We start from the raw sequence: 17,621 nt of genomic DNA on the forward strand, positions 1-17,621 counted from the left end.
TAACCCCGCTGACAACGATGTCAACGAGTTCGTGACACTTTCGTTGCTGCATCGCAACGAATGCGACATGCAGTAAACGTTTACATGGCGTGAGTGCGGGTTTCACGTTGGAACCGTTGCCGCACATGGGCCAAGGTCTCCGGCGCATTCAGCACGATGCGTTGCGATCAGGTTGCGCAGTGCAGCACGAGGTTCACAGGGCTGCGTGTGGAAGTTGACAAACCGCAGCTGTCCATCGAAAGAATGTGACAACGTTGTTCCCAGCCACTCTCCGACGCCGCGTTCTGCGGCCGTCGCCGCAGGAGCCCTCCTGATGTCCGCCGTCCCCGCTGCAAGCGCGCGCCCGAACGTGGCCACCTCCATCGCCATCGTTGGCGTGTTGTTCTTCCTGATCGGCTTCTTTACCTGGCTCAACGGCCCGCTGATCACCTTCGTCAAGTTGGCCTTCGAACTCAGCGAGGTCGGCGCCTTCCTGGTGCTGATGGTGTTCTACCTGTCCTATTTCTTCCTGGCCCTGCCAGCGTCCTGGATCCTGCGCCGCACCGGCATGAAGAAGGGCCTCAGCCTGAGCCTGCTGGTGATGGCCGGCGGCGCGGCACTCTTCGGTGAATTCGCCACCCAGCGCTGGTACCCGGGCGCGCTCGGCGGCCTGTTCGTGATCGGCAGCGGCCTGGCGCTGCTGCAGACCGCGATCAACCCCTACATCTCCATCCTCGGCCCGATTGAAACTGCGGCACGCCGCATCGCGCTGATGGGCATCTGCAACAAGATCGCCGGCATGCTCGCACCGGTGCTGATCGGCACCCTGGTGCTGCATGGCATCGGCGACCTGGACAAGCAGGTGCAGGCCGCCGACGCGGTCACCAAGGTCGCGCTGCTCAACGAATTCGCCGCCAAGATCCATGCGCCGTACCTGGCGATGGCCGCGCTGCTGGTGGTGCTGGCGGTGGCCGTGCTGTTCTCGCCGCTGCCGGAGATCAAGTCCTCCGTAGCCAATGCAACGCCGTCAGGGGCACCGGGAACGGCCGAGCGCCGCAGCATCTTCCAGTTCCCGCATCTGTGGCTGGGCGTGCTGTGCCTGTTCGTGTACGTAGGCGTGGAAGTCATGGCCGGTGATGCGATCGGCACCTACGGCCACGGTTTCGGCTTGCCGCTGGACCAGACCAAGATGTTCACCTCGCTGACGCTGGGTGCGATGTTGGCCGGCTACGTGGTCGGCCTGCTGGCGATCCCTGGCCTGGTCTCGCAGTCGCGCTACCTGACCATTTCGGCAGTGATGGGCGTGGTGTTCTGCCTGGGCGCCTGGGCTACGCACGGCTACGTCTCGGTGGCCTTCGTGGCGCTGCTGGGCTTTGCCAACGCCATGATGTGGCCGGCCATCTTCCCGCTGGCGATCCGCGGCCTGGGCCGCTTCACCGAGACCGGCTCGGCCCTGCTGGTGATGGGCATCGCCGGCGGCGCGATCATTCCGCAGCTGTTCGCCGTGCTCAAGCAGCACATCGACTTCCAGCTGGTGTTCGTGCTGCTGATGGTGCCGTGCTACCTGTACATCCTGTTCTACTCGGTGATCGGCCATCGTGCCGGCCTGCCGCAGGACAAGGCCTGATCGGCGATGATGGACGGCAGCCAACCCCAGGGAAAACCCATGCGCAGAGCGACCATCAAGGACGTTGCGGAGAAGGCCAAGGTCTCGCTGAAAACGGTCTCGCGGGTGATCAACAACGAGCCTTCGGTGATGCAGGCCACCCGTGCGCGGGTGCTGCGTGCCATTGCTGAACTCGATTACGAGCCCGATCCGTCGGCGCGCAACCTGCGCAGCGGCACCACCTTCGTGATCGGGCTGGTCTACGACAACCCGAACCCGTACCACATCATCGGCGTGCAGAACGGCGTGCTGGCCGCCTGCCGCGAGACCGGTTTCGGCCTCCAGATCCACCCCTGCGATTCCAGCTCGCCGCTATTGGCCGATGAGCTGGCCGACTGGGTGCAGCGTTCGCGGCTGGCCGGGCTGGTGCTGACCGCGCCGATGTCCGAGCGCCGCGACCTGATCCAGGCGCTGACTGCGCGCGGCATCAAGCTGGTGCGGATCATCGCCGCCACCGAAGACCCCGCCGACGGTGCCTGCGTGTTCGTCGACGACCGCGAGGCGGCCTACGAAATCACCGAGCACCTGATCCAGCTGGGCCACCAGCGCATCGGCTTCCTCTGGGGCGGCATCTCGCACCGCTCCTCGGGCGAACGCTATGCCGGTTACGAAGCCGCGCTGAAGGACTACGGCATGACCGTGGACAAGCATCTGGTGGTGCAGGGCGACTACACCTTCGACGATGGTTTCCGCGGCGCGCGCCGCCTGCTGGCGCTGCGCGAGCCGCCCACCGCCATCTTCGGTTCCAACGACGAAATCGCTGCCGGCGTGCTGGCCGCCGCCAAGTCGGCCGGCATGAACGTGCCCTACGACCTGTCCATTGCCGGCTTCGAGGACAGCCCGTTCTCGCGCCAGTCGTGGCCGCCGCTGACCACCGCCAAGCAGGCCACCGAGGACATCGCCCGCCATGCCGCGCGCCTGCTGATCGCGCAGCTGCGCAGCGACGCCTACGACGATGCGCCGGCACCGCTGCACAACCAGGGCTTCGTGCCGCAGCTGGTGGTGCGCGGTTCGACCGCGCCGATGCGCCCGGCCGGCGCACGCCCCCTTCCTTCCGATCCTGCCTGAGCCTGCCATGTCGCTGTCAGACCCCACGTCCACCCTGATGTTCGCCGAGGCCGCTGAAGCGGCTGACGTGGTTGCCCGCCAGTTCTCGCGCAACCACGCCACCCTGGAATCCCTGGCCGCCAGCCTGCGTGCTGCGCCGCCCCCGTTCGTGGTCACCTGCGCACGCGGCAGTTCCGATCATGCCGCCACCTATGGCAAGTACCTGCTGGAAACCCAGCTGGGCCTGGTGGTCGCATCGGCCTCGCCGTCGGTGGGGTCGGTCTATGCCGCACCCCTGCAGCTGCGCGGCGCACTGTTCATCGTCATCTCGCAGTCGGGCAAGAGCCCGGACCTGCTGCGCAACGCCGAGGCCGCCAAGGCCGCCGGTGCGCGCGTGATCGCGCTGGTCAACGTCGAGGATTCGCCGCTGGCGCTGCTGGCCGATACGGTCATTCCGCTGCATGCCGGTGCCGAAAAGAGCGTGGCGGCGACCAAGAGCTACCTGGCGTCGCTGGCCGCACTGCTGCAGCTGGCTGCGTACTGGAAGCAGGACAGCAGCCTTCGCGCCGCACTGGACCTGCTGCCGGACGCGATGCGCGAGGCCTGGCAGTGCGACTGGAGTGCGGTGACCGAAGGCCTGGTCGAGGCGACCAACCTGTTCGTGCTCGGCCGTGGCCTGGGCCTGGGCGCGGCCCAGGAGGCTGCACTGAAGTTCAAGGAAACCTGCAGCCTGCATGCCGAAGCCTACAGCTCGGCTGAAGTGAAGCATGGCCCGATGGCGCTGGTTGACCGTGGTTTCCCGGTGCTGGCCTTTGCCCAACCCGACGAGACCGGCGCCGGTACCCGTGCTGTCGTCGAAGAATTCACCGCGCGCGGTGCACAGGTGTGGATGGCCGGTGCCGGTGGCAACCTGCCGGTGGCGGCCGCACCGCATCCGCTGTGTGCCCCGCTGCTGACCGTGCAGAGCTTCTATCGCGCGATCAACGCGCTGGCGCTGCGCCGTGGTTTCAACCCGGATCTGCCGCCGCATCTGAACAAGGTTACGGAGACGGTGTGATGGCCACGGTCCTGCGCAACGCCCGCATCCTGGCAGGCGAGGAGTTCCGCGACGATCTGGCCGTGGTGATCGAGGACGGCCGCATCAGCGCGCTGCTGCCTGACGCTGCACCACAGCTGGCCCAGGCGGCCGAGCAGATCGATCTGGACGGCGGCTGGCTGCTGCCCGGCTTCATCGATGTGCAGGTCAATGGCGGCGGCGGCGCGCTGTTCAACAACACGCCCGATGTCGCCTCGCTGCGCACCATCGCGCGGGCGCACCGGCGCTTCGGCACCACCGCGATGCTGCCGACGCTGATCAGCGACGATGTGGACGTGATGCGCGAAGCAATCGCTGCGATGCGCGAAGCAATCGCTCAGGGCGTGCCCGGCGTGATCGGCATCCACCTGGAAGGCCCGTACATCGCGCCGGCGCGCAAGGGCACCCACGATGCCAGCAAGTTCCGCGTGCCGGACGAAGAAGAGATCGCGCTGGCCGCCTCGCTGGACAACGGCGTGACCCTGCTGACACTGGCGCCGGAACGCGTGCCGCTGGAGACCATCCGTGCGCTGGTCGAACGTGGCGTGATCGTTGCTGCTGGCCACACTGCTGGCACGTACGAAGAGATTCGTGCCGGACTGGATGCTGGGGTGCGTGGCTTCACCCATCTGTACAACGCGATGTCGCCGCTGCAGGGCCGCGAGCCCGGTGCGGTGGGCGCTGCGCTGGAAGACCGCGACAGCTGGATCGGCATCATTGTCGATGGCGTGCATGTGCATCCGGCCAGCCTGCGCGTGGCGCTGGCGGCCAAGCCGCGCGGCCGCCTGCTGCTGGTGACCGATGCGATGCCGCCGGTTGGCGCCGACGATCCCAGTTACGTGCTGTATGGCGAAACCATCACCGCCCTCGACGGCGTGGTGCGCAATGCCGCCGGTTCGCTGGCCGGCTCGGCGCTGGACATGGCCACCGCCGTGCGCAACACCGTGCAGCTGCTCGGCCAGCCGTTGGCCGAAGCCGCGCGCATGGCCTCGACTTATCCGGCACAGTTCCTCAACGTCGACGACCGCCTGGGGCACATCGCCGAGGGCTACCAGGCCGACCTGGTGCTGCTGGATGATGCCCTGCAGGTGCGTGGCACCTGGATTGCCGGACAGTACGAGGCCGCCTGATGAACGCGACGCCGCCACGCCGGCTGGGCTCGATCGACGCCCTGCGTGGCATGACCGTGGCGGCGATGCTGCTGGTCAACAACCCGGGCGACTGGAGTGCGGTGTTCGCACCTCTGCGCCATTCGGAATGGCATGGCTGCACGCCCACCGATCTGGTGTTCCCGTTCTTCCTGTTCCTGGTGGGCGTGTCGATGGCGTTCAGCGTAGCGCCGCGCGCGCTGGACGTGTCGGCACGACCTGCACTGGCGCGCGGCGTGCTGGAGCGCGCGCTGCGCATCCTGCTGGCAGGTGCGCTGCTGCACCTGCTGATCTGGTGGGCGTTGGATACCCATCACTTCCGCATCTGGGGCGTGCTGCAACGCATCGCGGTGTGTGCGGCGTTGGTGGGCGTGCTGGCGGTCTACGCGCGGCCGCGCGTGCAGGTGGGCGCTCTGGTCGCGCTGCTGGTGGGGTACACCGTGTTGCTGCTGGGCATCGGTGACCTGGCGCCATGGACCAACCCGGCCAGCCGCCTGGATACCGCGTTGTTCGCGCCGTGGATCTATCAATGGCACGCCGATGCCGGGCTGGGCCATGACCCGGAAGGATTGCTGAGCACGCTGGGCGCGCTGGCCAGTACCGTGCTCGGGCTGTTGGCCGGAGGCCTGCTGCGCAGCGGACGTGCCGCGGCGCTGGCCGGGCTGGGTGTGGCGACTGCGGTATTGGGCCTGCTGCTGGCGGTAGTGCTGCCGTTGAACAAACAGCTGTGGACGCCCAGCTACGTGCTGTGGACCGGTGGCCTGGCGGCGCTGGCGCTGTGGCTGGGCCACCTGTTTATCGACCAGAAGGGCTGGCCGGCGCTGGGCCGGCGCTTCGGCGTCAATGCGATCACGGCGTATCTGGGCGCATCGGTGATGTCGGTGGTGCTGATGGCTACCGGGGTTTGGGGGTGGGTCTGGCAGCAGCTGGCCACCGCAATGCCGCAGGCGCTGGAGCTGGCGTCCATGCTGCAGGCGCTGGTGTTTGTCGCGCTGTGGTGGGGCGTGGCATGGTGGCTGGACCGGCGGAAGATCTATCTGAAGATCTGACCTTTCCCTGGAGGGCACCTCATCCACGCATGGCGTGGATCTACCGGGTGTATCGGCGGCTCAATCCATGCATGGCGTGGATCTACCAGGTGGGGCAGTAGATCCACGCCATGGGTGGATGCTCTCAGCGTGGCCTGTGACCGCCGCAAAGATGAACGATTTCAGCCACGTAGAGGTGGGGTGATGCCCGATCAAGTTCGCATCTGAGCTGTGATGATCGGCACGCAAATTCACCTGTCGAAACCGTTCACCATGGCGCAGACTGCGCTCGCAGTACCGCATGTCCGCAGTTCCTGATCCCTTTCCAGGAGTGCTGTATGTCCCTTGCTGTCCCGCGCGCACTGCGTATGCGCCGCCTCTCCGTTTCCGTACTGCACGCCCTGGCTGTTCCTTCCGTCATGCTGTTGACCGCCAGCGTTGCCTGGGCCGGCTGTGACAGCACCGCCCCCGTCGCCGGCCAGACGGTCACCTGCGATGCCAACGCGCCGAACCCGCAGGCCGTTCCCATCACCGCCAATGGCGCGGCCGGCATCACCGTCAATGTGGCCAACACGGCACAACTGCAGCAGAGCGGTGGCAGCAGCGCGATTTCGCTTGTTGGTGCTGGTGGGCACTTGTTGTCCAACCTGGGCACGATCAGTTCGGTGGGGGGTGTGGCGGTCCAGCTCGGTGGCGGCAGCCGCGTCGAAAATGCGGGCAGCATCAGCACCGGCAACAACACCGCGCTGCAGTTCGTCGGTGCGGGCGACAGCGTGCTGGTCAACCGCGGAACGATCAGCGGGCGTACCGGCGTACAGTTCGATGCAGGCAACGACCGCCTGGAAATGCAGGCCGGCAGCATCAGCGGCGGTGTCCTGCAAGGGGATGGCAACGACGTGCTGCTGCTGAGCAATGGCACGATCGACAGCGTCGACCAGGGCAGTGGCGATGACCAGATGACCGTCACCGGCGGCACCGTCACCGGCCTGGTAGCGCAGGGCAGCGGCCGCGATGATTTCGTCATGAGTGGCGGCACGGTCGGCGCGCTGCAGCAGGGCGACAACATCGATACCTTCCGCATGAGCGGTGGCCGCATCATCGGCGCGTTCGAGGATGGCGACCAGGCCTGGATGACCGGTGGCCGCATCGGCCGCGTCAACATGAAGCTGGACAAGAACCTGTGGGACCAGTCCGGCGGCACCGTGGATGGCAATGTGGTGACCGGTTTCGACACCGATACCATCATCATTTCGGGTACCGCCTACATCGGCGGCAACATCAGCGTCAGCGGCGGCAACGACAGCGTGACCATCACCGACGGCACCGTGCGCGGGCAGGTGCTGCTCAGTACCGGCAATGACACCTTCAACTGGAATGGCGGTGGCATCGTCTACGGCGCGATCGACATGGGCCCGGACAACGACGTGGCCAACCTCAGCAACCTCAACCAGGGCAACCTCGGTGCGGTGCCGCTGTTCGACGGTGGCAGTGGCATCGACCAGCTCAACCTGAGCAACGTCAAGACTGCGGGCGTGGGCCGCTTCCAGAACTGGGAAGCGATCAGCCTGGCCAACAGCACCGAGCTGAGCTTCGATGGCGACCTGGTGCTGGGTGACAGCGCAACCGGCACGGGTACGCTCATGGTGGATGACACCAGTACCGTCTACGCGGGCAGTGGGGGGCATGCCATCCGCCCATTCAACAGTGGTGCACTGGTGGAGATGGTCAATGCCGGGCGCATCGACCTGACAGGTACCGGCGCTGGCGACGTGTTCACCGTGCGTGGCAACTACCGCGGAGACGGTGGTGGCCTGTACCTGCGTACCGTGCTGGGCGCGGACAACTCCACCAGCGACCGTCTGGTGATCGACGGCGGTACTGCCACCGGGACCACCGGCATCGGCGTGCTCAATGCCGGCGGCAGCGGCGCCGCCACGCTGGCCGATGGCATCCTGGTGGTGCAGGCCTTGAATGGCGGCCGCACCGCGCCGGGTGCGTTTTCGCTGTTCGCACCGGTTGCGGCCGGTGCCTACGAGTACTACCTGTTCAAGGGCGGTGTCAGTGCCGGTACCGCCGAGAACTGGTACCTGCGTTCGACGCTGGTGACCGGGCCGACGCCAGCACCCAACGGTGGCGGCAGCGCGACACCGCCACCGCTGACGCCTCCAGTGGCCCCACCGCCGCCGATCACCCCGGCACCGCCGCCGCCGCCCGAAGGCGCCACCGATCCGGACCTGACCGCGGGCGAGACCGCGCCGCCACCACCGCCACCGGAACCCGCGCCAGTGGCGCCACCCAGCGATCCGGCCGTGCCGGACGTGCCAGTGGCCGGCGGTGCGCTGCCCGGAACCGGTGCCCCGCCGACGCCGGGTGCACGCCCCGCCGAGGGCGCAGTGGTGCCGCTGTACCGCGTGGAGACTGCCACCTATGCCGTGGTGCCGCCGCTCCTGCGCGAGACCTCGCTGGCCAGCCTCGGCACCTTCCACGAGCGGCAGGGCGAGCAGCGCCTGCTGTACAACCAGGGCGCATTCCGCACCGCCTGGGGCCGCTTGGTGGGTCAGAGCAGCGAGATCCATTGGAAGGGTGATGCGCAGCCGGGCTTCGATGGCGATGTGATGGGCCTGCAGGCCGGTCTCGACGTATGGGCCGCTGCCTCCGACAACCACCGCAACCAGATCGGCGTGTTCGTCGGCCGCACCCGCGCGCAGGGCAAGACCACCGGCCTGGCACTGGGCTGGGAGAACGTACAGGTGGGACAGAACCGCCTGGACGACAAGCACGTGGGCCTGTACTGGACGCTCACCGACAGCAGTGGTGGCTATATCGACGCCGTAGCGATGCAGAGCCGCTACGACGGCCGCGTGCGTTCTTCGCGTGGGCTCGGCTTCGGAATCAGCGGCGATGGCACCAGCGTGTCGGTGGAGGCCGGCAAACCGCTGCTGCACTTCGGTCAGTCCGCATGGTGGCTGGAACCGCAGCTACAGGTGATCTGGCAACGCACGTCGCTGGACGACCGCCGCGATGAGGTGTCGAGCGTGCGTTTCGACAACGACAACGCCTGGACTGGCCGCATCGGCCTGCGCCTGGCCGGCGATTACCAGCTGGCCGACAACGGCTGGCAGCCGTATTTCAAGCTCAATTACTGGCATGGCCGCTCCGGTGAAGACCGCATCCGCTTCGACGACGACGTGATCGTCAATTCGCAGCGCTCGCGCGCGCTGGAGGCCGGTGTCGGCGTGGTAGGGCGCTTCAATCGCACCATCAGCGCGTACGCGGTGGCCGACTACACGCGCGAGCTGGGCGGTGACCGCAACGAGAAGCGCCGCATCATCGAAGGCAACATCGGCCTGCGCGCGGACTGGTAGCGCGCGGTACGGATGTCATGACTCGTTCTGGTGGGTGTCGACCTTGGTCGACACGTCCTGAAATGTCGTTCGCTTTGGGCGATCGGGAATTGCTATGAATTGATGAATCCGTAGATGAGATTACCTTTCTCGAAATGGACATGAAGAACGGCTTCGCTGGGCTCGCCGTCCTCGAGGAGATAGCACTCAACTGCACTGTCACCATCTCCACGGTCATATGTGGTCATCAACGGTATCAAGTCGTCTGCTGCGTCGTGCGCAGGTGGAGGGATGGAAATGGCGGCACCTTCTAGGAAGTAAACCGGCAGAAGTTCGTAGATTTCCAGAATCATGACTGAGGTCAGGCCAAAGTCTTCCTGCAGTGTGGTGCTATCCCGATCTGATATCGCCTGCACGAATCTCCGAAGTAATTCATATCTCTTGTCGTCCATGGCTTGATCTGATGGCTTTCTCATGGGTCGATTTCTCCAGCAGGATTGCAACATCTAGCAGCATTCGTTGGCTCGTATCGGCAGCAGCTCGGGCGCGACCAACGCCCCGGCATGATCGGCCAACACCACCACTGCATGCAGCAGGCCTTCCTCCATCTGCGGCGGACACTGTGCCGCCGCGTCCTCCATCTCGCGCGCCGATTGTGCGGCCAGCAACACACCGCCGCAGGCGGACAATGCGGCAAGACAGCGCGTCGCCTCGGCCAGTTCCCGACCGCGCGCCTCGCTGAGTTGCCGCTCGCGCCACGCCTGGCCGTCGGCTCCGTGGCTGTGAGCGACGCCGTGCAACCGCGCGAAGAATGCGGAGGGCGGCGCCTGTTCGTGGACTTCGGTGAGCGCATCCTCCAACGCTTCGGCTGCGGTGTTGGACAGCTGCAGGCCGGGCAGTGCAGCGCCGAGCAGCGCCTGCAGGCGTGGATAGGCGGGGTAGGGCGTGTTCATGGCGGCAACCTCACGAGGCAAGGCCACCTGCGAAGCGCAAGGTGGCGGGCGGTGCGGGTTGGCGTGCCGGTCAAAATCAAAGCGAAAAAAGCCGACGGATCACGAGGATCCCCACGCACCGCCCGCCATGGGCAAGCCGGTGCATTGTCGCGATTGCCGTTGATGCGGCAAATCGATCGCTTCGATATTTGATTCAGGACGCCAATCCCGGCCAGCGCAAAGTACGTTGGCGCAGCCACCTTCGCGCTTTCACTCGAGCAACGACATGAGCAAAGTTGTAAATCATGCCCCGCATGGGGAGTGCCAAAGCCGACACACAACGGCGGCGGCAAGCGCGTATGCTGCGGTACCTGCTCACGACGAAGGAACGTCGAATGTCTATTGATCTCCGCGTGATGGCCACTGCACTCGGCGCCCTGTTCTGCACCACCGCACAGGCCGTGGCACCAGACGCCATCGACCTGCCGACAGCACAGGCACAGGCCCAGTTGCTGGACATGCTGGAGAAGGAATCGCTGTACCGCGACCGCGTGGATTGGCGGGCCATCCGCACGCGCCTGAAGGCGGCGCAGAACGACCCGGCTGAGGCCCGCGCGGTGCTCCGGCAGGCCATCGGCCGCAGTTCCGGCGGGCACGGGGCTTGGATCAGCGCAAAGCAGCTGCAGGCGAAGGCAGAACGCCTGGCGCGCGCCAATGGCACAGCGACAGTGGCCCAGAAAGAAACGACGGCCCCGGCCGAAGCACTGGACCCGCGCATCGGCCGGGTGGAGATCGAGGGCTACAGTGTCATGCAGGGCCTCACGGCGCACCAGCAGATGAAGGAGCGTGCCAAGCGCTGGCAGGCGATCATCGATGACCAGGACAACGGCAGCCGCTGCGGCTGGATTGTCGATCTGCGCGGCAACACCGGTGGCAACATGTGGCCGATGCTGCTGGGCGTGGCCCCGCTGTTGCGCGTCACGCCCAGCGCCGACGAGAACGTGGGTTCCTTCGCTGCCGCAGAGGGTCCGTCGCTCTGGCAGCTGACCTCGTCCAGTGTGCGTCTTGGCGATCGCGTGCGGATCGATCTTGGTGGGCCCGGCTATCTGCTCAAACATCCGGGCGCGCCCGTCGCCGTGCTGGCCGGGCCGCGCACTGCCAGCTCCGGAGAGGCCACTGTACTTTCCTTCCGCGGTCGGCCGCAGACGCGCAGTTTCGGCCAGCCCACCTCGGGGCTGTCCACCGCCAACGTGATGCGGCCGCTGGCTGATGGCAGCGCGCTGCTGCTGACCACCAGCGTGATGCGGGACCGCACCGGCCGCGGCGACGGGCTGAAGATATCGCCCGACCAGCGAACGGACGGCGATGCAGCCACCCTTGCTGCCGCACAGGCATGGCTGCTGGCCCAGCCGGCGTGCGCTGGGCACTGATGCCGTTCGCCGCTATGCTGCGGCGCTGGACACTGACAAGGATGCGTCAATGAACTCTCGACTTCCCGCACGCGCGATCCTGGGCGCAGCATTGCTGCTGGCCTTTGGCGGCCCGGCATTGGCAGCACCCGCTGCGGCCGTGGAACTGCCATCTGCCGAAGCACTTGAACAGATGCTGCATCTGCTGGAGACCCAATCGCTGTACCGCGATCGCGTCGACTGGAGTGATGCCCGCGCGCGGCTGGCCGCCGCAGGCGATGATCGTGCAGAGCAGCGCCGCGTGCTGGATGAGGCGGCCGCGCGTAGCAGTGGTGAGCATGGCCGATGGATATCGCCCAGCCAGCAGCGCGATCGCTCCGGTCGCGCCCAGCGTGTGAATGCTGGGCAGGGCGCTGCGTTGGCAGAATCCCCGAAGGTCGATGCCCGCATTGGCGTGCTGAAGGTCGGCCCCTTCGTGGAGGATCTGCAGCGCAGTGAACAGGAACGCTATGAGGCGCGCAAGGCCTACGCGCTGGCCCTGCAGCAACGCGTCGTAGACCTGGATGACGGCACGCGCTGTGCCTGGGTGGTCGACGTGAGCAGTAATGGCGGCGGCAACATGTGGCCGATGCTGCTTGGGCTCTTGCCCTTGCTGCACGGCACGCCGGATCCACAGGGGGCGCTGATCGGCGCCTTCCGCAGTGCCGATGGTCTGCAGTGGTGGCGGCAAGGAGAAGGAGAGGTCAGGCAGGACGGCACGCAGGGGCTGCGCTCACGACAGGCCGCCTATCACTTGCGTGCGGGTAGCGCACCGGTCGCGGTGCTGATGGGTGCGCGCACCGCGAGTTCGGGTGAAGCCGTCGCGTTGGCATTCCGCGGGCAGGCGGGCAGCCGCAGTTTCGGCCAACCCAGCGCAGGTTTCTCAACTGGCAATCGGCCCGTCAAGCTGGTGGACGGCACCACCCTGCTGTTGACCCACAACGTGATGGCCGACCGCAACGGGCAGGGCGACGGTACCAGGTTGCAGCCGGACGAGGCCACCGCCAGCGGACCGGCCACCCTTGCCGCCGCCCAAGCCTGGCTGCTGGCCCAACCCGCCTGCCAGGGCAGCTGACCCATGCTGCTGATCGGCCAGCAGGAACGGGTGCTGATCGTCGGCCCGACCGAAGCCCATCACTGCCTGCGCTGCCAGACGGAAACCGAGTTCGCACCGCAGTTGCGTTACAAAATGGCGCGTATCGACCTGCTGTTCGGGTTCACCTACCACCGCCGTTATGAGCTGGCCTGCACCCGGTGCGGGCACGGCTGGGTGCTGGACACCGACACCATGGACCAGCAGCTGGGTGGGGTGCCGATCCCGTGGCGGCACCGCTTCGGCCTGCCACTGATGCTGGTGGTGGTGGCCGGTCTGGCGGCGTTGGGCTGGCTGTGGCGGCACGGATTCCTCGGTTGAGGACCGGGCCTGTTAAAGTCTGCCCTGCAATCACGTACCGGAACCGACCATGGACCACGACACCCCGTTCGACCCCCTCAACGACCTCGAGGTGCGCCTGTTGCAGGCACAGGACGGCACGCTGACTGCGTCGCAGTTCCTCGACGGCCTGCTGACCTCGACGGCGTTCGTGCTGCTGGACAAGGCCATTGGCGAAGATGGCGCCTGGGACGAGAGCATCTCGCCGCTGGTGCTGACCAGCGAAAGCGGCGAACCGATGTTCGCGGTGTTCACTGCGCCCGAGCGCGCCGGCCTGTGGCACGAGCAGCTGCCGCAGTTTGCGCATGCCATGCCGATCGCGGTGCACGCGCTGCTGGCCGGTATCGGCGACGGCGTCGGCCTGGTGCTGAACCCGGGCCTGGACGTGGGCATGGAGATGATTCCCGATGCGGTGGCGCAGCTGAAGCAGCGGGCTGCGGCGATCACCCGTGGGATGGCGCACTGATCCCGCGAGTGTCTGGTTGCCGGCCAGCGGCCGGCACTACCCGTGGTGCCGGACGGCGGCGATGGCTTGCAAGTGCGTCCTGTTCAATGGAGAGGAGCATCGTGGGCAGGCGTTCTAACCGATCGCTGTGGGTCTATGAGGTCGGCCTTGTTGCGGGTTTGGCACTGGTAGCTGCGTTCATCACCCGGTTCAATCCGGTGGAGACACTCCGGCTGGGTGGATGGCTGTTCCTCTTGATGCAACCCATCTTGTTGGGTGCTCATGCTGTCGACCACTTCTCGCGTAAGCGTCGTCGATAGACGGGCGATCGGTGCCGGCCAGCAGCCGGCATCACCAGGTGCTTCAGCGGGCGGCGGCGATGGCTTTCACCCGCGCCTTGGCCAGCGCTTCGCCGATGGCCGGCCCCTTCAGGTGTGTCGTATCCAGATCCCGTGCCTGCACTGACAGCGCCGCCTGGTGCAGGCGCTTGAGTGTTTCGCCCTGCGGGTAGTCGGCGTCCTCGAAGCCGAGCCGGCCGCGCTTGTCGGCCTCGCAGCACAGTGCGATGCGGGCCACGCGCTCCGGCCGACGCAACGCATCACAGCGGCCCAGTAGTTCCAGCACGGTGGCATCGCGCAGTTCGTCGATGCGGTGCACGTTCAAGTGCTCGCGGCACACCGCTTCGGCCAGCTGCTGGTGTTCGGTGGGAATCTTCAACCGCGCACACAGTGCCTTCAACGGCTTGATGCCGCGCTGCTCGTGCATGATGTGGCGCGGCCATTCCTCCGGCGGGGTCAGGCCCTTGCCGAGATCGTGGGTGAGGGCAGCGAAGCCGACCAGGTCATCGCCGGGGGCGAGCTTCGCGGCCATGTCGCTGACCATTTCCTGGTGGATGCCGGTGTCGACTTCCGGGTGGAATTCAGCACGCTGCGGTACGCCGTACAGTGCTTCCAGTTCGGGCAGGATCGGGCCCAGTGCCTGCGCATCGTGCAGCGTGCGCAGGAAGGCGGAGGGCCGTTCACTGACCAGCGCCTTGCGCAGTTCCTGCCAGACGCGTTCCGGCACCAGCGCGTCCAGTTCACCGCTGGCGGCGACCTCGCGCATCAGTGCCATGGTCTCTTCGGCGACGCTGAAGCCCAGTGGTGCAAAACGGGCCATGAAGCGCGCCGCGCGCAGCACGCGCAGCGGATCCTCGACGAAGGCCGGCCCGACATGGCGCAGCACGCGCTGTTCCAGGTCGCGGACACCGCCATAGGGATCGACCAGCGTGCCGGTGTCTTCGTCGCAGGCAATCGCATTGATGGTGAAGTCGCGGCGCTGCAGGTCTTCTTCCAGCGTCACCGCCGGATCGGCATCGACCACGAAGCCGCGATAGCCGCGGCCGGATTTGCGCTCGGTGCGCGCCAGCGCGTATTCCTCACCGGTCTTCGGATGCAGGAACACCGGGAAATCGCGGCCGACTGCGGTGTAGCCCTGCGCTTCCATCTGCGCAGGCGTGGCGCCGACCACCACCCAGTCGCGGTCGCCGGCAGAGCGCTGCAGCAGGCGGTCGCGCACGGCGCCGCCGACAAGATAGATCTTCATGGGGGGATGATCGCATGGCCGGCGCAGATGTTCCGGCACGACCGATGCTGAGGCCTCACGGCAGGCCGCGCCACTCCGGCACGAACAGGCCGGCCAGGAACCATAGGCTGTAGACGATCCACAGGCAGAGGACGTACAGCTTGATCTGGGCTTCGTCCCACAGGCTGCCCCAGCTGTCGACGAAGGCCAGCGACTTCCAGCCCTCCATCCAGGCCGCGCCACCCCAGCGCAGTACCCAGGTGGCGAACAGGCTCCAGGCGGCGAACATCCCGATCCAGGCCAACAGGCTCATTGCGTTCCCCTCCCCGGGAAATGGCTACCAGGTCGTGCCAGCCAGAAGCCGGCACGACCGCAGTGCGATCAGTCGCCGCCCTGCTCGGCGTTGGCCGCGCAGCTGAAGCTCTTGCGCTTGTCCACCAGGCGGCCCATCAGGCGGTCGCTCAGCGGCAGCGCATCACCATTGAGGCGCCAGTCGTAGATCACGCTGAAGGCCAGCACGCGGGCCACGTACTCGCGGGTTTCCTTGTAGCTGATGGTCTCGATCCACAGGTCCGGATCAAAGCCCGGGCGCTGGCCCTGCCATCGTGCGGTCGGGGTCGGGCCGGCGTTGTAGGCGGCGATGGTCACGTACGGCAGGCCGTCGTACTTGTTCATCAGCTGGCGCAGGTAGGCGGTGCCGATGGCAATGTTGGTGTCCGGGTCGTACAGGCTGTCGGCGCCGCCGTAGCCGGTCAGGCCGATCGACTTGGCCACACCGGCACCGGTGGCCGGCAGCACCTGCATCAGGCCCATGGCGTTGGCAGGCGAGCGCGCACGCGGAGTGAAGGTGCTTTCGGCTCGGATCTCCGCAGCCACCCAGGCCGGGTCGATGGCATTGCGTGCCGACTCGCGGCGGATGGTGGCGTCGTGGTGCAGCGGGAAACGCAGGTCGTACAGGCGCTGTTCCTGCGGCTGCTTGCCGAGCGCGAACACGGCGCGGTCGAACCAGCCGTTGTCCTGCGCCACGCGTACCGCCAGGCGGCGCTGGGTGTCATCGAAGCGCGACAGCGCGCTGTTCCATTCGGCCACGGCCCAGCCGGCACGGTCGATCTGGTACAGCGCCATCGCGCGCTGGATGGCCGGATCGCGCGCGACTACTGCCTGTGCCTGCGCGCTGTCATTCGGCTTCCACGGGCACAGCGTGTAGCCCTGCTGCAGCTTGTCGGCGGCCAGGAAACCGTGGAAGGTCGGTGCGCGTGCGGCCTCGCGGAACAACGGCTGCGCCTGCTGGGCCTGGCCGGTCTTCTCCAGCATGCGGCCTTCGAAGTAGCGCCAGCGCGGGTCGCTGCGCTGCTTGCTGGCCATCTTGCGGATCGCTGTCAGTGCCGCTGGCCAATCGCCGCGCGACATCGCTTCGCGCACGCGCCATTCGTGCAGGCGTTCGTCATAGGCCGATTCGGGTACCGCATTGAGGCGGCGCGCCGAATCCGGAAGATAGGACGCCACCGTCCACAATGCGATCTGGTACAGCACCTGGCCCTGCTGCTCGGCACTCAGGCCCAGCGCCTGGGCATACTGCGGCAGCTGCTGTTCGGTGGCGGCCGGGTCGGCCTTGGCCAGCTTGGCCAGGCCATCGGTGGCAATGCGTCGGCTGCGTTCGTTGCGCGGCCAGTTCAACGCGCTGGCATTGGGCTTGTCGACAAAGGCAGCGTAATTGTTCGCCAGCGCCAGGTCGGTGGCAGGCAGGCCACGTGCGGCGCTGCGCATCACGGCCGGCTGCTGGGCGTCGGCGGCGGCATCGATGCGTTCCCAGCGCAGGGCGTCGCTCAGGCCACCCTGCGCCTGCAGCACGGCGAAAACGGCATCACAGCCGTCCGGCAGCGACTTGCCGTTCTTGCGCCACAGGTCCTGCGCCTCGCTGATCCACTGCGGATCGACCTTGCCCGTCACCTGGCGCGCGGTCAGCTGCGCACAGCGCAGGCCGGCGTTGTCGGTGGGCACCCAGTTGGCGAGCAGGGTGGGCCAGTCCTGGCGGCGTGCGACCGAGGGCAGCCACACGCTGCGGAACGTGTTGGCCACGGCCTGGCCGTCATAGCGCTTGAGGAAGGCCTGTGCCTGCGCGGTATCGACGGTGTCGATGTTGCGGCGCAGGTTGGCGTACTCCAGCCATCCGTAAGCCGGATGGCGGCTGAGTGCAGCGGCCTGGCCGGGATCGAACTGGCCGCGTTCGGCGGCAGCGATCGCAGCCTTCAGCTGCGCGTTCTGGGCGTCGAGGGACTGGGCGTTGGCGCAGCCGATCAGCAGCGTGGTGGCCAAGGGCAGCAGGGACAGGGCAGTTGAAGTGCGTCGGGTCATGGCGACCAGCATAGCGGGCGATGGCTGAATTCAGTTTCGCATTGCGTGCACGCCGAGCGTCGGCAACGACAGCTGAATGACCCGCGCAGGCCACTGCCGCAGCGGATGGGAGGCGTCGTAACGTCGGCCTTGGGCGAACGGCCCGGCTGCAGGGAGCGG

General features: G+C 66.9%; 15 protein-coding genes. 10 read left to right on the plus strand and 5 right to left on the minus strand.

The window, feature by feature from the left end:
- Nucleotides 1–313 precede the first annotated feature (313 nt).
- The 6 genes from RI032_RS11980 (at nucleotide 314) to RI032_RS12005 (ending at nucleotide 9,308) form a co-directional block, all read left to right on the plus strand.
- Nucleotides 314–1,606, plus strand: coding sequence for a sugar MFS transporter (locus RI032_RS11980; RefSeq protein ID WP_322547043.1), 1,293 nt, complete (start codon nucleotides 314–316; stop codon nucleotides 1,604–1,606).
- Nucleotides 1,607–1,645: 39 nt separating this feature from the next.
- Complete coding sequence (locus RI032_RS11985; protein ID WP_006391719.1) at nucleotides 1,646–2,713, plus strand: LacI family DNA-binding transcriptional regulator; 1,068 nt, start codon at nucleotides 1,646–1,648, stop codon at nucleotides 2,711–2,713.
- A 7-nt stretch (nucleotides 2,714–2,720) separates the two neighbouring features.
- Complete coding sequence (locus tag RI032_RS11990; RefSeq protein WP_019338836.1) at nucleotides 2,721–3,749, plus strand: SIS domain-containing protein; 1,029 nt, start codon at nucleotides 2,721–2,723, stop codon at nucleotides 3,747–3,749.
- Nucleotides 3,749–4,897, plus strand: coding sequence for an N-acetylglucosamine-6-phosphate deacetylase (nagA, locus tag RI032_RS11995; protein WP_322547044.1), 1,149 nt, complete (start codon nucleotides 3,749–3,751; stop codon nucleotides 4,895–4,897). The genes RI032_RS11990 and nagA overlap by 1 nt, the downstream gene beginning before the upstream one ends.
- Nucleotides 4,897–5,964, plus strand: coding sequence for an acyltransferase family protein (locus RI032_RS12000; RefSeq protein ID WP_322547045.1), 1,068 nt, complete (start codon nucleotides 4,897–4,899; stop codon nucleotides 5,962–5,964). Before nagA ends, RI032_RS12000 begins: the two co-directional genes overlap by 1 nt.
- Before the next feature lie 317 nt (nucleotides 5,965–6,281).
- Complete coding sequence (locus tag RI032_RS12005; protein WP_322547046.1) at nucleotides 6,282–9,308, plus strand: autotransporter family protein; 3,027 nt, start codon at nucleotides 6,282–6,284, stop codon at nucleotides 9,306–9,308.
- 92 nt (nucleotides 9,309–9,400) lie between these two features.
- Here RI032_RS12005 and RI032_RS12010 read toward each other — a convergent pair whose 3' ends face one another.
- The gene (locus tag RI032_RS12010; protein ID WP_322547047.1) at nucleotides 9,401–9,763 is read right to left on the minus strand and encodes a hypothetical protein; all 363 of its coding nucleotides are present in this window, start codon (nucleotides 9,761–9,763) and stop codon (nucleotides 9,401–9,403) included.
- Between the two features lie 30 nt (nucleotides 9,764–9,793).
- Nucleotides 9,794–10,240 carry a hypothetical protein gene (locus RI032_RS12015; protein WP_057502887.1) on the minus strand — a complete coding sequence of 149 codons (447 nt, stop codon included), beginning with the start codon at nucleotides 10,238–10,240 and terminating at the stop codon, nucleotides 9,794–9,796.
- Nucleotides 10,241–10,614: 374 nt separating this feature from the next.
- Here RI032_RS12015 and RI032_RS12020 point away from each other — a divergent pair, with 374 nt between their 5' ends.
- The 4 genes from RI032_RS12020 to RI032_RS12035 are packed head-to-tail and all read left to right on the plus strand — an operon-like array spanning nucleotide 10,615 to nucleotide 13,565.
- Nucleotides 10,615–11,649 (plus strand): S41 family peptidase, encoded by a 1,035-nt coding sequence (locus RI032_RS12020; protein WP_057502888.1) that lies wholly within the window; start codon nucleotides 10,615–10,617, stop codon nucleotides 11,647–11,649.
- 49 nt (nucleotides 11,650–11,698) lie between these two features.
- Nucleotides 11,699–12,742 carry a S41 family peptidase gene (locus RI032_RS12025; protein ID WP_322547048.1) on the plus strand — a complete coding sequence of 348 codons (1,044 nt, stop codon included), beginning with the start codon at nucleotides 11,699–11,701 and terminating at the stop codon, nucleotides 12,740–12,742.
- 3 nt (nucleotides 12,743–12,745) lie between these two features.
- Nucleotides 12,746–13,081, plus strand: a complete 336-nt coding sequence (locus RI032_RS12030) for a hypothetical protein (protein WP_057502890.1) — start codon at nucleotides 12,746–12,748, stop codon at nucleotides 13,079–13,081.
- Nucleotides 13,082–13,130: 49 nt separating this feature from the next.
- Nucleotides 13,131–13,565 (plus strand): SseB family protein, encoded by a 435-nt coding sequence (locus RI032_RS12035; RefSeq protein WP_049429399.1) that lies wholly within the window; start codon nucleotides 13,131–13,133, stop codon nucleotides 13,563–13,565.
- 342 nt (nucleotides 13,566–13,907) lie between these two features.
- Here RI032_RS12035 and RI032_RS12040 read toward each other — a convergent pair whose 3' ends face one another.
- The 3 genes from RI032_RS12040 to RI032_RS12050 all read right to left on the minus strand — a co-directional run bounded on the left by RI032_RS12040 (nucleotide 13,908) and on the right by RI032_RS12050 (nucleotide 17,474).
- A complete protein-coding gene (locus RI032_RS12040; RefSeq protein WP_043401688.1) occupies nucleotides 13,908–15,128 on the minus strand; it encodes a multifunctional CCA addition/repair protein in 1,221 nt (406 codons plus the stop codon).
- A gap of 55 nt (nucleotides 15,129–15,183) precedes the next feature.
- Nucleotides 15,184–15,420: a hypothetical protein gene (locus tag RI032_RS12045; RefSeq protein ID WP_322547049.1), complete on the minus strand. Its 237-nt coding sequence runs from the start codon at nucleotides 15,418–15,420 to the stop codon at nucleotides 15,184–15,186.
- Between the two features lie 68 nt (nucleotides 15,421–15,488).
- On the minus strand, nucleotides 15,489–17,474 hold the full coding sequence (locus tag RI032_RS12050; protein WP_053443512.1) for a transglycosylase SLT domain-containing protein: 1,986 nt from the start codon (nucleotides 17,472–17,474) through the stop codon (nucleotides 15,489–15,491).
- Between the last annotated feature and the right edge of the window lie 147 nt (nucleotides 17,475–17,621).

The sequence above is a fragment of the Stenotrophomonas geniculata genome, from assembly GCF_034508895.1.
Taxonomy (GTDB): domain Bacteria; phylum Pseudomonadota; class Gammaproteobacteria; order Xanthomonadales; family Xanthomonadaceae; genus Stenotrophomonas; species Stenotrophomonas geniculata.

Bases quoted from the DNA above. Each gene is read 5' to 3' on its own strand.
- RI032_RS11980 (WP_322547043.1), top strand. From the start codon at position 314: ATGTCCGCCGTCCCCGCTGCAAGCGCGCGCCCGAACGTGGCCACCTCC.
- RI032_RS11985 (WP_006391719.1), top strand. From the start codon at position 1,646: ATGCGCAGAGCGACCATCAAGGACGTTGCGGAGAAGGCCAAGGTCTCG.
- RI032_RS11990 (WP_019338836.1), top strand. From the start codon at position 2,721: ATGTCGCTGTCAGACCCCACGTCCACCCTGATGTTCGCCGAGGCCGCT.
- nagA (WP_322547044.1), top strand. From the start codon at position 3,749: ATGGCCACGGTCCTGCGCAACGCCCGCATCCTGGCAGGCGAGGAGTTC.
- RI032_RS12000 (WP_322547045.1), top strand. From the start codon at position 4,897: ATGAACGCGACGCCGCCACGCCGGCTGGGCTCGATCGACGCCCTGCGT.
- RI032_RS12005 (WP_322547046.1), top strand. From the start codon at position 6,282: ATGTCCCTTGCTGTCCCGCGCGCACTGCGTATGCGCCGCCTCTCCGTT.
- RI032_RS12010 (WP_322547047.1), bottom strand. From the start codon at position 9,763: ATGAGAAAGCCATCAGATCAAGCCATGGACGACAAGAGATATGAATTA.
- RI032_RS12015 (WP_057502887.1), bottom strand. From the start codon at position 10,240: ATGAACACGCCCTACCCCGCCTATCCACGCCTGCAGGCGCTGCTCGGC.
- RI032_RS12020 (WP_057502888.1), top strand. From the start codon at position 10,615: ATGTCTATTGATCTCCGCGTGATGGCCACTGCACTCGGCGCCCTGTTC.
- RI032_RS12025 (WP_322547048.1), top strand. From the start codon at position 11,699: ATGAACTCTCGACTTCCCGCACGCGCGATCCTGGGCGCAGCATTGCTG.
- RI032_RS12030 (WP_057502890.1), top strand. From the start codon at position 12,746: ATGCTGCTGATCGGCCAGCAGGAACGGGTGCTGATCGTCGGCCCGACC.
- RI032_RS12035 (WP_049429399.1), top strand. From the start codon at position 13,131: ATGGACCACGACACCCCGTTCGACCCCCTCAACGACCTCGAGGTGCGC.
- RI032_RS12040 (WP_043401688.1), bottom strand. From the start codon at position 15,128: ATGAAGATCTATCTTGTCGGCGGCGCCGTGCGCGACCGCCTGCTGCAG.
- RI032_RS12045 (WP_322547049.1), bottom strand. From the start codon at position 15,420: ATGAGCCTGTTGGCCTGGATCGGGATGTTCGCCGCCTGGAGCCTGTTC.
- RI032_RS12050 (WP_053443512.1), bottom strand. From the start codon at position 17,474: ATGCTGGTCGCCATGACCCGACGCACTTCAACTGCCCTGTCCCTGCTG.